The organism is Vreelandella sp. V005, from assembly GCF_052645115.1.
The window spans coordinates 477,684-492,054 of record NZ_JBQXYA010000001.1; the positions used below are offsets into that span (position 1 = coordinate 477,684).

Genomic DNA, 14,371 nt, shown 5'->3' on the forward strand with positions numbered 1-14,371 from the left:
AAAGTGGCGTAAGGGTGTCAGCGCCAGCGCTGGTCGGGCGGCAAGCAGCAGCGTTTAACCAATTGAGCGTTTAGCATGTCTTTATGGTGGGTACGCTCGAGCGCCCCGGCACGATCCTGGCCCATTTCAAGCCATCGCCTGATCAGCCGATCCACCAGAACGACGTTGTCGACCTCTAGAAACAGGGTCCAATCGAATAGCGGGCGCAGTTCACGCCAGGGCGAGCGATCAAGTAGCAGGTAGTTACCTTCGACGATGACAATGCGCTGTTCTAGGCCAATCACCCGCCCGCCAGCGCGGGCCAAATCCAGCGGGCGGTCGAAGACCGGTACAGCCACTGGCTGATTGGCTTGGCGAATCCGCTCAAGATCACAGCGCAGACCTTCTACATCGAAGGTGTGGGGCGCGCCTTTGAGCGGCAATTTCTGTTCACCCAGGACAGCGTTATCGAAATGGTAACCATCCATGGGCACCAGCCCGGCCTGCCCCGGCAGGCGCTGATTGATCGCGTCACAGAGCAGGACGCTCCGGTAGGATTTACCCGCGCCCGGCGGGCCTGCCAACGCCACTAAATAACGGGAAGCGCCTTCGGCGGCGCAAATAAGTTGCTCGGCTAACGTATCAAGATCAGGCGACATGGCGACCTCAGCTCATCCAGTTCCCGCCATCGACATTCAGGGTCTGAGCGACCACGTAGTCGCTGTCCTGGCTGGCCAAGAATACTGCCGCGCCAGTGTGATCTTCCGGCAACCCCATGCGTCCGAACGGCACCGCCTCACCTACCAGGCGTTTTTTTTCACCGAGCGGACGATTCTCAAAACGGGCAAAAAGTGCATCGACCTCTTCCCACATTGGCGTATCGACCACACCCGGGGCGATGCCGTTGACGTTGATACCGTGTTTAATGAGATCCAACCCGCAGGATTGGGTCAGGCTGATCACTGCGGCTTTACTAGCGCAGTAAACACTGACTAACGCTTCGCCGCGGCGCCCCGCCTGTGAGGCCATATTGATAATCTTGCCGCCCTGGCCACGGGCGACCATCGAGCGGGCAACGCTCTGCAGCGTAAAGAACATGCCCTTGGTATTGACCGCGAACTGTTTATCGAAGCTCGCCGTTGTCACCTTGAGCACCGGCGCCATATCGAACACCGCAGCGTTGTTGACCAGGATATCGATGCCGCCGAAGCGCTGCGTCACCGCGTCGATCATGGCGTCGATCGAGCCTTGGTCGCAGACATCCAGCGCCACGCCCATCACCTGCTCGGCGAGCCCTTGCTTCTGCAATGTCGCCTGCAATGTCGCCACGGCCTCATCGATGGCGCGCTGGTCGATATCGGCTACCACGACGCTGGCGCCTTCTGACAAGTAACGCTGGGCAATGGCCAAGCCGATACCCCTAGCGCCACCGGTAATCACTGAGGTTTTGTTGGTTAGTTTCATGGTCGAGCTCTCATTAGGGCAACGCGTTATTGGCACTGGACTGCCACTCATTCACCAAGGCTTCCAAGCCATGCATGTGTTCTAGAATCCGCCAGGCGCCCGCCTGGGTAAGGCGCGCCGGCTGTTCAGCATCCACGTGGCTTGCACCGACAAACCCTATGACGCACATCCCCGCGGCGTGGGCGGCCGTCACCCCAGCAACACTGTCTTCCACGACCAGGCAGTCTCGCGGCACTTGGCCTAATTGAGAGGCTGCCAACCGGTAGAGTGCGGGGTCAGGCTTGGGATGGGTCACTTGGTCTGCCGTGAAAATAGGCACTTCACCAAAGGCTTCTGCCAAGCGCGTACTCGCCAGCGACGCCAGCACGCGACTGCGCCGACTGTTCGAGACCACCGCCTTTCCCAGGCTAATCCCGCGAACCGCCATGTCGGCTCCGTCGATGGCTTTAAGCTCCCGCGCCAAGCGAGCCTCGATGGCGGTATCCACCTGCTCGGTCGCATCATCTGGCAATGAGTGGGCGCTTAATGCTTCAAGATGGCGCAGGATATCCTCAGTAGTCATCCCTAAGGCTTGGCCAAGCGCTTGGTCGATATTCAGATCGGGCAGCCAATGGGAGAGGTACTCCACCAGCGTACCTTCCGCGATCGCTTCGCTATCGACCAGCACACCATCACAGTCAAAGATGAGGGTCCTCATGCAGGCTCCTCAGCAGGCGAACCGGGCGCGCGGTTATCCTGGCGAGTAAGCCCCGCCAGCGGATGCTGCTGCAGGCTTGGCAGGGCTAGGCCGTCCGCATCGAATAAATGCGCGCGCTCGGGGGCAAAGCCGAAGTGCACGGTGTCGTTTACACGGTAAGCCACGTCGCCATCGGCCATGATAGTGATCAGCTCACTGTCCATTTGAACGTAGAGCGAAGTTTGTCCACCAAGACGTTCCAGCACTTTGATTTGACCACTCAACGGTCCTTGATCCTCAAGTACCAAGTGCTCAGGGCGAACGCCCAACTCAAGCGCCGCGTTGGCATCCAGGCGATGCCCTTCAACCGGTACGCTACGCTCACCGCCACCCGGCAGGCGAATCGTCACGCCTTCAGGCGATACGCTGGCCAGTGTCACGGGTAGAAAGTTCATTTTAGGGGAACCAATAAACCCTGCCACGAAGCGATTGCGTGGGTGGTGGTAGAGCGCCATGGGCGACCCCACCTGCTCGACCACACCGTCATGAAGGACGACAATTTTATCCGCCATGGTCATCGCTTCGATCTGGTCGTGGGTCACGTAGATCATGGTGGCGTCCAGCTCATCATGAAGACGCGCCAATTCGATGCGCATCTGCACACGCAGCGCGGCATCCAGATTGGAGAGCGGCTCATCGAATAGGAAGATGCTGGGGTTACGCACAATCGCACGGCCAATCGCCACCCGTTGGCGTTGACCGCCGGAAAGCGCCTTGGGTTTGCGGTCTAACAGTGGCTCTAGCTGCAGAATTTTGGCGGCTTCCAATACCTTGGCGCGGCGCTCCTCTTTCGACACCCCGGCTAGGCGCATACTGAAGCCCATGTTGCCCTCGACCGTCATGTGCGGGTAAAGCGCGTAGCTTTGAAACACCATCGCCAGGCCGCGATCGGCGGGCCCTACGTCGTTAATCCGCTGGCCATCGATCAAGATATCGCCATCCGTCGCGCTTTCCAGCCCGGCGATCATGCGCATTAGGGTCGATTTACCGCAACCGGAGGGGCCAACGAAGACCACGAATTCACGGTCATTCACTTCAAGGTCGATGCCCTTGATCACCTCGGTGTCGCCAAAACGCTTGGTAATATTGTGCAGTTGTAGTGTTGCCATGAGGAAGATCCTTTACTTGACGGCGCCAAAGGTCAGGCCACGTACCATTTGTTTTTGCGTCATCCAACCGAGTATCAAAATGGGCGCAATGGCCATGGTGGATGCGGCGGACAGCTTGGCCCAGAACAGCCCCTCAGGGCTCGAGAATGAGGCGATGTAAGCCGTTAACGGCGCGGCATTTGAGGTGGTCAGATTGAGACTCCAGAACGCCTCGTTCCAGCTCAAGATGACCGAAAGCAAGCCTGTCGAGGCGATGCCTGGCAGCGTTAGCGGCAGCAGCAGAAAGAGCACTTCCTGCAGGGTCGAGGCACCGTCCATGCGGCCTGCTTCGAGGATGTCCTTGGGCATATCCTTGAAGAAGGTGTAAAGCATCCATACCACTATCGGCAGGTTCATCAGCGTGTAGACGATGATCAACCCCGTGCGGGTATCCAGTAGCCCCACATCACGAAAAATCAGGTAAATCGGCACCAGCACACCGACCGAAGGCAGCATTTTGGTGGAAAGCATCCACAGCAGCGTGCCTTTGGTGCGCTTAGTAGGTAAAAAGGCCATGGCATACGCCGCGGGGATCGCAATCAGTAGCGCTAGCAAGGTTGAGCCAAACGCCACCGCGACACTGTTGAGTGCAAAGCGTGCATAACCCGAGCGATCATGCACCGCCTGATAGCTTTCCAGAGTGGGTGAAAAAATCAGTGAAGGATCGGCAATGGCTGCCGTTTCAGTTTTGAAACCGGTCAGAATCATCCAGAAAATCGGAAAGAAAATGACCACTGCCACCGACCAGCCCAATACCGTTAGCAAGATGCGCTTGCTTCGTGCCGAACGCCACCCCGATACCGAACGTGGCGCCGCCGTTTTGGAACTTAATGTTGTCATCGAATTACTCCCAATTGCCGGTCTAGCAAGTGCCGGTCTAGTCTTCCAGGTTTTTGGCCACCATGCGGACCAGGAAGATCGCCACGATATTCGCCAGGATGATGGCAATCACCCCACCGGCGGACGCCACACCTACGTCAAAATCCAGCAGTGCACGAATGTAAATCAGATAGGCTAAATTGGTGGTCGCCAAACCAGGCCCACCAGAGGTGGTCACAAAAATCTCGGCGAAAATGGTCAGCAAGAAGATCATTTCAATCATGATCACCACGCTGATCGCGCGCTTTAAGTGCGGCAGCGTAATAAAGAAGAAAATCGCCATTGGCCCGGCACCATCCATACGCGCCGCTTCTACTTGATCTTCATCCAGCGACTGCATCGCGGTGAGTAGAATCAGCAGCGCAAAGGGTAGCCATTGCCACGCGACGATGATCACAATCGAGGTGAGCGGAAGCGCCGAAAACCAATCAAGTGCGGGCAGGCCAATGGACTCAGCCAACCACGCCAACACCCCGTTGGAGGGGTGCATCATCATATTCTTCCACACCAGTGCACTCACGGTGGGCATGACAAAGAACGGTGAAATGGCCAGTACGCGGGCGATACCACGCCCTGCAAACTCCTGCTGGAACAGCACTGCCAGCAAGGTACCGCCCACTACGGTAATCACGAGCACCCAGCCTACCAGCAGCAGCGTATTGCCCATGGCTGCCCACAAGGCTGGGTCGGTGAGTAAGTATTGGTAGTTCTCCACCCCAGCGAAGCCGGTCATGCCGGGCATTAGCAGGTTGTAGTATTGAAAAGAAAACCATAGCGTCATGCCTAACGGCACAATCATCCAAAGCAGCAGCAATATCACTGCGGGCGCTTGAAGCGAAAGCGTTCTCAGCCCGCCGACGGTACGGCCGGAAGCACGGGGTTTAGTCATGGGAATACCTGCGGAAAACTGACTTGCTATAAAACATCGATAAAACGCCTACCGTCACTACCACTAGCCGAGTGAACCGGCAGGCGTTCGTTACTTTTTACCTTTCGATGTAGCCAGCCCGTTGCATCGTACGTTCAGTGGCACGCTGCGCGTTGTCTAGGGCCTGCTCGACCGTCGTGTCACCCGTTAAGGCGGCAGCAATGGATTGGCCCACTTGCGTACCAATTGACTGAAACTCGGGGATGTTGACCGTCTGTACGCCAACGTAGGGGTTTGGTTCGAGCGTCGAGTCGTTGGGGTCAGTCTCTTGAATGGCCTTCAGCACGAAATCAGCAAAAGGTGCCGCTTCGGTGTACTGCTCGTTCGCGTAAGTAGACTCACGCGTGCCGGGGGGAACGCTGGTCCAGCCTTCGGTTTCACCCACCAGCTCGATGTACTCTTGTGAGGTCGCCCAGGTAATAAACTCACGTGCGGCTTCCTGTTTTTCGGAAGAGGCTGGAATCGCGAGCGCCCAGGACCATAACCAGTGTGAGCCTTTCGGGGTTTCTGCGATAGGCGCTGGCGCAAAGCCTAAGCGGTCCGCCACATCGGATTCGTTGGGGTCATAAAGCTTGCCCGCCGCTGAAGTGGCGTCTACCCACATGGCGCAGTTGCCACGTGCGAACAGGGCCAGATTTTCGTTAAAGCCGTTGGAGCTAGCTCCTGGTGGGCCATAATCATTGAGCAGGTCGACATAGAACTGGACAGCGTTCGTCCATGGCTCAGAGTTAAGCTCTGGATTCCACTCCTCATCGAACCAGCGCCCCCCGTAGGTGTTCACGAGCGTGGTGATGAAGGCCATGTTCTCGCCCCAGCCCGGCTTGCCGCGCAGGCAGATGCCCGCCAGCCCTTCTTCGCTACCATGCAGTTCGCCTGCCCACTCGCGCACCTCTTCCCAGGTGGGCTGTTCGGTCATCTCGATACCCGCTTTATCAAACAGATCCTGGCGGTAGTACATCATCGAGCTTTCGGCGTAAAACGGCAGTGCATGAAGGGTGCCATCCAGGCTCAAGCCATCGCGCACGGATGCCAGCAGGTCATCTTCGTTGTAATCCTCGGGCAGGTCGTCCAGCGGAGAAAGCCAGCCACGCTCTGCCCAAATGGGCACTTCGTAAGTCCCGATAGTCATCACGTCAAATTGGCCACCGCCGGTGGCAATATCGGTCGTCATGCGTTGACGCAGCACGTTCTCCTCGAGCACTACCCAATCCAGGGTAATGTCGGGGTGCGCTTCTTCAAAAGCCTCGGTAAGGCTCTGCATGATCACCATGTCGTTATTGTTAACCGTCGCCACGGTGATTTCGGTTTGCGCCTGGGCATGGCTAGATAGGGCAATGGCAGCCGCTAGCGCGGTGACGGGCAAGTGACGTGCGAGTCGCATAAAGCACTCCTATGGGCATGTATTGGCATTGTTGTTGCCTTGATCTCATTGATCATCAATCGAACAAATGATCGTACGTTAGCCAAAAAAAAGCAAAGCCGATCAGCTTAGACTTTACGCTAACGTATCGCCCTTTGCGCATGTTGCAGCGCACACTGCAAGCCCCTATAACGCCTCGACAATTTGCCGAGCAGCCACCTCATCGGTCACCAGCCCTTTTAGCCAGCCGCCGCGCAGCGCAGCATGTATTGCCGGGGCTTTTTCTCTGCCGCCCGCGATCGCCACCATGTGGTGCTTGCCAAAGCGCTCCAGGGGCAGACTGGTGACCCGACGGGTAATGGAGCAGTCGATCACTTCACCGTCGCTGTTCAGCGGCCAGCCAAGCAACTCCCCTACCGCGGCCAAGCCCAGCAACTCATCCAACTCACCTTCGCTGATAAAATGATCCTGGAACAGGGTTGCCTGTCGGTCGATACGCCCAACGCCAATGAAGGCGGCCTCGGACTCACGCGCCACATCGGCAATTTTTTTAAATAAGCGCTGCGTTAGCATCGCCTCTTTTTCGGCCAGCGTCTCCGCCACTACCGGCGCGGGCAGCAAAAAGCGCTCACCGCCGGTTTTATCAGCCATCACCATCACCGCATCGTAACGGTTAGCGGAGCCGTCGCGGGCCACATTACCTACCAACGATACAAAGCGGTGCTGGGGCCTTTCGACACGGCTGAGCGCCTCTACCGCCGCGCGCACCGAACGGCCGGTGCCCAACGAAAGCGTCAATGGTTCGCTGCGTTCGACCAACTGTGCCACCCGCTCGGCGGCGGCCACGGCCAAATAGGACGCGGCGCTATCGGCGGCGTGGTTATCGGCAGGAACCACGTCGCAGTAGGTCAACCCAAAGTGATCACGTAACGCACTGCCCAGCGCCATGCAGTGAGAGATCGGATGGTCAATATGCACTTTCACCAACCCCTCTTGGCGAGCCAAGGCTAATAAGCGCTGAACGCCTGGCCGCGACACGCCCAACTGGCTGGCAATCTCATCCTGGGTCATTCCACCCACGTAAGACATCCAAGCAGCTCTGGCCGCCTGATCCAGCTTTACTTCAAATTTATCCATAAGATGGCTCACTAAACGGGGACCAAAACATCATCCTACAAAGCCAAGCCCGCGACCAATAGTCGTCTATCCGCTAACATAGTAGTAGTCCGGCGTTTGATGATGAACCGATGGCAGGGAGACATAGCATGTACAAACTGGCCTTTTTTGTTCCCGTTGAGGATGCCGACAGCGTTAAGCAAGCCGTGTTCGAGGCGGGCGCTGGGCGTATAGGGGTGTATGAGAATGTCTGTTTTCAAACACGCGGCACGGGGCAATTTCGCCCAATGGAAGGTGCCAACCCTCATATCGGTTCGGTTGGCAGCCTGGAACAGGTGGAAGAGTATAAAGTTGAAATGGTATGCGACGAAGCGCATGTTCACGGTGCCATTGCTGCTTTAAAACTTGCCCACCCCTATGAAGAAGTCGCTTATGATGTGTGTCAATTAGCCGATCTATAGCGCGTTGATCGAACGGCGATACGGCTTAGGCACTTCCAAAATAGCGCTCCCGATCCTCAGGCGTCACCATGCTGATATGCAGCGGAAACGCATTGTGGGGGCGGTCAGCGTAGAAGTGGCGTAGCGTGCGCTCAATCGTAGTGAAGGCGAGTTCGTCCCAGGGGATTTCGTGCTCCTCAAATAGCGCCACTTCCAAGCTTTCCGGCCCGGCGCTGAAGCCACCGACCAGCTCGGCAAGAAAAATCATATACACCTGATTGATATGCGGTAAGTCAATCAAGGTGTAAAGATTGGCCAGTTCGACTTCGGCGCAGGCCTCTTCACGCGTCTCTCTGACGGCGGCCTGCTGGGTGGATTCGGCGTTTTCCATATAGCCTGCTGGCAGTGTCCAGTACCCTTTGCGAGGTGAGATTGCCCGCTTACAGAGCAATACCTTGCTGCCGCTAACCGGCAACGTACCGGCCACAATGCGCGGGTTCTGATAGTGAATCGTACCGCAGGCATCGCACAGGTAGCGCGGGCGATCATCGCCTTCAGGGAGAGCAAAACGTACCTTATCACCACAGTGGCTACAAAAGTTCATCGCGTATTCTCAACGGCTAGTGAATAGAAGCCTCGACGCGCTTGACGTCAATGACCGCTGCTGGGTAAAAGAGAACAAAGTGATTGGATGCCCTATGTTAGAGAAACTGCGCAACCAGCTGCAACAGCTGACGCCTCAACGCTTGGATCATGTGGTCATGCCCGAGGCGGCGGTACTGATGCCGATTGTTGAGCGACCGGCCCCCACCCTACTGTTTACCCGTCGTGCTAGCCACTTGAGTACCCATAGCGGTCAAGTGGCGTTTCCCGGTGGCAAGCGCGAGCCCTTCGATGCCGACCTGTATGCCACGGCGCTGCGTGAAGCAGAGGAAGAAATTGCCCTCGACCCCGCGCTGGTGGAACCTTTAGGGCGGCTTTCAGACGTTATTTCGCTACACGGTATTCGCGTTACCCCGTGGGTAGGTATCATTCCGCCTGATTTACCGCTGGTGGCCGACCCCGGTGAGCTAGACGCTATTTTTGAAGTCCCGCTCAGCCATTTTTTAGATGACCACCGTACGCATACCGATGTCATTACTGTCGACGGCGTTGCTCACTATGTGCCCAGTTATCATGTGGACGGCCATGTGATCTGGGGATTATCTGCCATGATGCTGGTCGAGTTACTGGTCGAGGGTTTCGGTATGCCGATTGATTTATATCAGCGACCCAAAGGGCCACTGCGCCACCACCCTGAGCGCAAAAACCGTCTCTCCTCATCCTCTATGACCGTTTCCGGCTCGGCGCCATTGAGATCTAAACAATGACTCCCAACGTTTTTACGTCATCACCTGCACTCCAGCCAGCGACGCAGGTTGCCCTTGTCGATGCGCTTGTCGAGCAGGGCTGGTACGTTGGCCGTGAGGTGATTGACCTTGAACTGTGTACCGCACTGAACCATGAACTGCTGCATCGAGCGGCTTACCAAGGCTTGGACGAAGCGGGCATTGGCCGAGGCCAGCAGCATCTGCTGCGTAAGGATATTCGCGGTGACGCGATCCACTGGCTCGATCGCGAGAGTGCTGCCCAGCGGCGTTATTTAGACGCCATGAGCGAATTACAGCAGGCCCTTAATCATGCGCTGTTTTTAGGCCTGTTCGAGTATGAGGCACACTTCGCCCACTACCCGCCGGGAGCCTTTTACCAGCGCCATGTGGATAGCTTTCGCGGCCGCGCCAATCGGGTTATCTCTACGGTGGGTTATTTAACGCCCGAGTGGCCAGCCGATGGTGGCGGCGAAATGGTCATCTACCACCCTGATGACCCAAACACAGAGGTCACCCGCGTCATACCGGAAGCAGGCACCTTCGCCTGTTTCCTGTCAGAAACCATTCCCCACGAGGTGCTGCCCACACGCTGCCCGCGCACGAGTATTGCGGGCTGGTTTCGGCGTAACGCTTCACTGGGCGGTGTGCTCGACCCTGCGCGTTAACACTTGGCGGCGTGATCAGGTTAACGGCACGATTTGCCCATTGGCCCGTTCCAACACTTCACGTACCTGCTCGTAGTCTGCGCTATTGGGGCCACCCTCGTGGTGTTCAATAATGCCGACAACATTCAGCAGCGTGTCCATGCCATAAGCGGTTTCATCCGTCGCGATAAACGCCTGAATATGGCCTTGCCCGTCGCCATTCCAGCCTACTTTGATCGGCGAATCGATGATATTGACCTGAGTACCTACCGGTACGCGCCAAAATACCGACTCGATATCTTCCGGATGCATGCGAATACAGCCACGGCTAGCACGCATACCAATGCCATCCGGCTGATTGGTGCCATGTATCAGATAACCGGGGATATCCAGCAAAATGGCGTACTGACCCAACGGGTTATCGCCACCAGGAGGCACCACCGCGGGCGCGGGGTCACCACGTTCGGCGGCTTCACGGCGAATAGACTCAGGGGGGTACCAGGCGGGGTTTTCAAGCCGCATCGTGGTTTCGGTAATACCCAGCGGAGTGTTGTAAGCATCCCGCCCAATCCCAATGGGGTACGTCTCTACCCGCGGCGTCTCGCCCTTTTCTACTTCGGGATAGTAATACAGGCGCAGCTCTGCCACGTTAATGACAATGCCCGTGCGTGCTTCGTCGGGCAAAATAAACTGCCCTGGAATGATCACCTCGGTGCCTTCCCCCGGCACCCAAAGACTGGTATCCGGATTGGCCATACGGATTTCTTCGTAGCCGACATTGTGTGCCCGGGCAATATTCATAAGCGTATCTTCTTCGCTGGCGGTAACGGTATACAACTCGCCCACCATATTGCCTTGTTGCGGAAGAGGGAAATGGCCTTTAGGCAGTTCACTGCTATCAGCGGCGGCAGTCGATGCCAATAGCCAGGCGCCCAGCGCGATACTACTCACGCAGAGCTGCTTGATACGCAGCAAGGGGCGATACTGGGGAATCATCGTCAGGGTATCTCCTTTTTAAATAGGAATATGACGACTGGGGCAGAGCAGGTCAACTCGACAGAGTGTGACACAGCGACGCTGACCTAAGGTTTAATGAGTCACTGCATACTCTTAGTCGGCTAAAAGTTTGAGTTAATTGGTTGTATTTCTGATCACAACGACTAACCTGTTAATTGTCTTAGCGCAGTGACGCAGAAGGGCGTTAATTACCTAAACGTAATTAACATACATAGGAGTGATAGCACTGGAGCTGTGGTGTTTTTATACGCAGCCACCGTCATCTGCTATTGATTTATTTGGGGTATAACGCGAAGTAGTTAAGCTCAAATGAAATCGCAAGGAGCAAGTAAAATGAAAATGATTAAATCCGCCTTTATAGGTACGCTCATGGTGCCGACTGTTATGTTTGCTGCAGGCACAGTCAACGCCGAAGAAAATACGGCCACCATGGAAGCAACCTACCTAACTGAAACGCCAGAAGGTACTTTCCACTCGGATACCCTAACCGGCAATCAAGTGAAAAGCTCCGTCGAAGATGATGAAGATATCGGCACCATTACTGATCTTGTGATCGATGAAGATGGCCAAATCAATGCCGTTGTCGTCGGTGTTGGTGGTTTCCTCGGAATGGGTGAGAAAAAAGTCGCCATCGAATGGGATTCACTTGAACTGACCAAAGACGAGAATGGTGAAGATTATGTTATTACTGTTAGTGCGTCACAAGAAGCATTAGAATCTGCCGAAGAGTACCATCGTAACGATGACGTAGATGAAGAATAAGCTCGCGTCAGTCATATAAGTCAGCCACACAAAAAGCCTTGGCAATTGCCAAGGCTTTTTTATTGCGCTTAACACATTCGCACTGATCGAATCTACTAAAAGCCGTCTAATTACTTAATAGCAGTAACGATCAACATTATTAACGTTCACACCTTTAATGCGCGTAAACGTTAAACCGCGAACCTTTAGCCTTTTAATTTAGCCGTCATACTGATATCGGCTTTAAGCACTTTTGAGACGGGGCAATTAGCTTTCGCCTTTTCCGCCGCTTCCTGGAAAGCAGCTTCATCGGCGCCGCTAATGGCTGCCACGACATCCAGGTGAATTTTTGAAATATCAAACCCTGCATCGCTTTGCGAAAGGGTCACTTTAGCGCTGGTTTCAATGGAGTCAGCGGTATAGCCTTGCTCACCCAGAATCATTGAGAGCGCCATTGAAAAGCAGCTGGCGTGTGCTGCGCCAATGAGCTCTTCTGGATTGGTGCCTTTTTCATCTTCAAAGCGCTTGCTGAAGGAGTAATTGGCATCCAAAACGCCACTTTCGGTTGAAACGGAGCCTTTACCATCCTTAAGACCACCTTCCCAACGTGCGCTAGCTTTACGATCCATAACAACTCCTTGTGTGTGCCAATCATGCATTAACGTGTTGTCGATCAGGGTTAAGCGACAGCTGCCGTTTAACCACCTAACCAGCGTAGCTGATTTTTTGTTTCTCTGCTGTATCGATAGTTCCATCTTCCATCGGCCATCGTTCAGCCGTAAGCTAGTTAGCTACCTAACCGCTTTACTGTTAAGGATTCGCCATGTCGTCGGCTGATGCGCTGCGTCTGATACTGCTCTCTTCGCTGTGGGGCCTTTCCTTTATTTTTATGCGCGTCGCCGCTCCCGAGTTCGGCGCAGTACCGTTAGTGCTCGTACGGATGGGGGTTGGCGCCCTACTGTTGATGCCACTATTGCTCAGCCTGCATTATTTGCGCCTTATCTGGCAGCATAAAGGGCCATTGCTGTTTCTGGGCGTGGTCAATCACGTGCTGCCCTTTTCACTACTGGCACTTGCAACCACTCGCCTTGAGGCGGGCTTTACCTCGTTAATCAACGCCACGACACCAATTTTTACCGCGCTGATTGGCGCGCTGTTTTTCGCCACCGCGATACAGCGCCAGCAGTATTTAGGCCTCGCCCTGGCGCTGCTCGGGGTTTATGTGCTTTCAGCGGATCGGCTCGATTTCGCCCTGGGCGGCGACGGCTGGTTTATTTTGGCCGTGCTGGGCGCTACGTTTTGCTACGGCATTGCAGGCAACTATTCCAAAACGCGCCTTGGTCACCTACCTACACGGGTACTGGCTGCCGGCAGCAGCGCCATGTCGGCCTTGGTATTGCTGGTTCCCGGCCTTCTGCTCTGGCCAAGCGAGCCCGTCAGCCCGTTGGCGTGGGGAAATGCGCTGGCACTGGCCGCTTTGAGTACGACGCTGGCTTTCCTGCTCTACTTTGGCTTACTCGCCAGCGCGGGTGCCACTGCCACATCGACCGTCACCTTTTTAGTCCCGGTGAGCGCGCTGATATGGGGCTATCTACTGCTCGGTGAAACGCTCAACCTGCAGATTATTGCCGGAATGAACATTACCCTGATCGGCACGGCCATCGCGACAAAGCTCCTGCGCGTCAGGCGTCGCGGGATTCGGGCACCAGCGTATCCCCCACACGAATAATGCTGCCAGCGTCACTCAGTAGCGTGGCATTTTGGCCAAAGTGAGCGCCTTTCAAGCTGGGCTGAGTATTTAGCTCAATCAAGGTTTTGAGCGGCTCAGCGGGGGCAGGCACCGCCGCCGTATGCTGGTCGATAGCGGTGATTTTGCAGCGTTTGCAAGGTTTACGCAGGGCTAGCTGAAAGGTCCCGTTTTGCTCAGAAACAGAGGCCCAGCAATCTTCAGCCCACGCCTCGTCGCTTGCTATTACTATGTTAGGCCGAAAACGGTTCATGGGTATGGGGGCGTTTCCCCCTGCCACTAACGCTTGATTCAGTGCATCCAATGATCCCGTTGTGGTGATTAAAAACGGGTAGCCGTCGGCAAAATAGGTGTGCGCTGCGCCCCCCTCAAGGAAATCCTCTTCGACTGCTCGGGTAAATTCCGTTGCAAAACGCACCAGGCTAAGCCCTTGCGCCTGTTCGCCCAAGGCAGCCACCAGCCAATGAGTGACGGACTCGCTTTCCGGCAGGGCTTTACAGTGATCGTTCCACACGCTGACCAGGCGCAAATTCCCTTCAGGCTCCGCCAACGGAATATGCAGTGATTCGACGCGAGGGTGTGAAAGCACCAAATGTTCATCGGTGAGGGCGACCTCGATGGTCGCGAGCGCTGGCAACTGACGCTGGGTAATAAATCGCTGATGCGCATCGACCAGCATCCAACGACGATCCCAGGCCAGCCCATGTTCCTGCAGCTCGCTGTGATCAACGTTGATGCCTTTTAGCGACTTGACGGGGTAGATAGTGAGTTGTGTGATCTGCACGGTGGCCTCGCAACCAAA

Annotated in this window: 17 protein-coding genes; 5 read left to right on the top strand and 12 right to left on the bottom strand. The window is 55.7% G+C overall.

Features of this window, described 5'->3' with window-relative positions:
• Nucleotides 1–17: 17 nt before the first annotated feature.
• The 8 genes from ACUN8H_RS02160 to ACUN8H_RS02195 all read right to left on the bottom strand — a co-directional run bounded on the left by ACUN8H_RS02160 (nt 18) and on the right by ACUN8H_RS02195 (nt 7,631).
• Nucleotides 18–638: a nucleoside/nucleotide kinase family protein gene (locus ACUN8H_RS02160; RefSeq protein ID WP_445530530.1), complete on the bottom strand. Its 621-nt coding sequence runs from the start codon at nt 636–638 to the stop codon at nt 18–20.
• Between the two features lie 7 nt (nt 639–645).
• A complete protein-coding gene (locus ACUN8H_RS02165) occupies nt 646–1,443 on the bottom strand; it encodes an L-iditol 2-dehydrogenase (protein ID WP_445530531.1) in 798 nt (265 codons plus the stop codon).
• 13 nt (nt 1,444–1,456) lie between these two features.
• Nucleotides 1,457–2,140, bottom strand: a complete 684-nt coding sequence (locus tag ACUN8H_RS02170) for an HAD family hydrolase (protein WP_445530532.1) — start codon at nt 2,138–2,140, stop codon at nt 1,457–1,459.
• Complete coding sequence (locus ACUN8H_RS02175) at nt 2,137–3,288, bottom strand: ABC transporter ATP-binding protein (protein WP_445530533.1); 1,152 nt, start codon at nt 3,286–3,288, stop codon at nt 2,137–2,139. The genes ACUN8H_RS02170 and ACUN8H_RS02175 overlap by 4 nt, the downstream gene beginning before the upstream one ends.
• A gap of 12 nt (nt 3,289–3,300) precedes the next feature.
• Entirely contained in the window at nt 3,301–4,167 is an 867-nt protein-coding gene (locus ACUN8H_RS02180; RefSeq protein ID WP_101146028.1) for a carbohydrate ABC transporter permease, read from the bottom strand.
• A 37-nt stretch (nt 4,168–4,204) separates the two neighbouring features.
• A complete protein-coding gene (locus ACUN8H_RS02185; protein ID WP_445530534.1) occupies nt 4,205–5,095 on the bottom strand; it encodes a carbohydrate ABC transporter permease in 891 nt (296 codons plus the stop codon).
• Nucleotides 5,096–5,192: 97 nt separating this feature from the next.
• Complete coding sequence (locus tag ACUN8H_RS02190; protein ID WP_336268716.1) at nt 5,193–6,515, bottom strand: ABC transporter substrate-binding protein; 1,323 nt, start codon at nt 6,513–6,515, stop codon at nt 5,193–5,195.
• 165 nt (nt 6,516–6,680) lie between these two features.
• Entirely contained in the window at nt 6,681–7,631 is a 951-nt protein-coding gene (locus ACUN8H_RS02195) for a sugar-binding transcriptional regulator (protein ID WP_445530535.1), read from the bottom strand.
• A 128-nt stretch (nt 7,632–7,759) separates the two neighbouring features.
• Between ACUN8H_RS02195 and ACUN8H_RS02200 the strand changes: the two genes are divergently transcribed.
• On the top strand, nt 7,760–8,071 hold the full coding sequence (locus ACUN8H_RS02200; protein ID WP_445530536.1) for an NGG1p interacting factor NIF3: 312 nt from the start codon (nt 7,760–7,762) through the stop codon (nt 8,069–8,071).
• Between the two features lie 25 nt (nt 8,072–8,096).
• On the opposite strand, the gene ACUN8H_RS02205 is transcribed toward ACUN8H_RS02200, so the two are convergent.
• The gene (locus ACUN8H_RS02205) at nt 8,097–8,654 is read right to left on the bottom strand and encodes an NUDIX hydrolase (protein ID WP_101146018.1); all 558 of its coding nucleotides are present in this window, start codon (nt 8,652–8,654) and stop codon (nt 8,097–8,099) included.
• Nucleotides 8,655–8,748: 94 nt separating this feature from the next.
• On the opposite strand from ACUN8H_RS02205, the gene ACUN8H_RS02210 reads away from it, so the two are divergent.
• Nucleotides 8,749–9,420 carry a CoA pyrophosphatase gene (locus ACUN8H_RS02210; RefSeq protein WP_445530537.1) on the top strand — a complete coding sequence of 224 codons (672 nt, stop codon included), beginning with the start codon at nt 8,749–8,751 and terminating at the stop codon, nt 9,418–9,420.
• Entirely contained in the window at nt 9,417–10,085 is a 669-nt protein-coding gene (locus ACUN8H_RS02215) for a 2OG-Fe(II) oxygenase (protein ID WP_445530538.1), read from the top strand. The genes ACUN8H_RS02210 and ACUN8H_RS02215 overlap by 4 nt, the downstream gene beginning before the upstream one ends.
• A 15-nt stretch (nt 10,086–10,100) precedes the next feature.
• Here the strand turns inward: ACUN8H_RS02215 and ACUN8H_RS02220 are convergent, their stop codons facing one another.
• On the bottom strand, nt 10,101–11,060 hold the full coding sequence (locus tag ACUN8H_RS02220; RefSeq protein WP_445530539.1) for a L,D-transpeptidase family protein: 960 nt from the start codon (nt 11,058–11,060) through the stop codon (nt 10,101–10,103).
• A 354-nt stretch (nt 11,061–11,414) separates the two neighbouring features.
• Here ACUN8H_RS02220 and ACUN8H_RS02225 point away from each other — a divergent pair, with 354 nt between their 5' ends.
• The gene (locus ACUN8H_RS02225; protein WP_445530540.1) at nt 11,415–11,843 is read left to right on the top strand and encodes a PRC-barrel domain-containing protein; all 429 of its coding nucleotides are present in this window, start codon (nt 11,415–11,417) and stop codon (nt 11,841–11,843) included.
• 185 nt (nt 11,844–12,028) lie between these two features.
• Here the strand turns inward: ACUN8H_RS02225 and ACUN8H_RS02230 are convergent, their stop codons facing one another.
• On the bottom strand, nt 12,029–12,451 hold the full coding sequence (locus ACUN8H_RS02230; RefSeq protein ID WP_101146010.1) for an OsmC family protein: 423 nt from the start codon (nt 12,449–12,451) through the stop codon (nt 12,029–12,031).
• A 194-nt stretch (nt 12,452–12,645) separates the two neighbouring features.
• Between ACUN8H_RS02230 and ACUN8H_RS02235 the strand changes: the two genes are divergently transcribed.
• Nucleotides 12,646–13,551 (top strand): DMT family transporter, encoded by a 906-nt coding sequence (locus ACUN8H_RS02235; protein ID WP_445530541.1) that lies wholly within the window; start codon nt 12,646–12,648, stop codon nt 13,549–13,551.
• On the opposite strand, the gene ACUN8H_RS02240 is transcribed toward ACUN8H_RS02235, so the two are convergent.
• Nucleotides 13,505–14,353, bottom strand: a complete 849-nt coding sequence (locus ACUN8H_RS02240) for an MOSC domain-containing protein (RefSeq protein WP_445530542.1) — start codon at nt 14,351–14,353, stop codon at nt 13,505–13,507. The genes ACUN8H_RS02235 and ACUN8H_RS02240 overlap by 47 nt on opposite strands.
• Nucleotides 14,354–14,371: the final 18 nt, after the last annotated feature.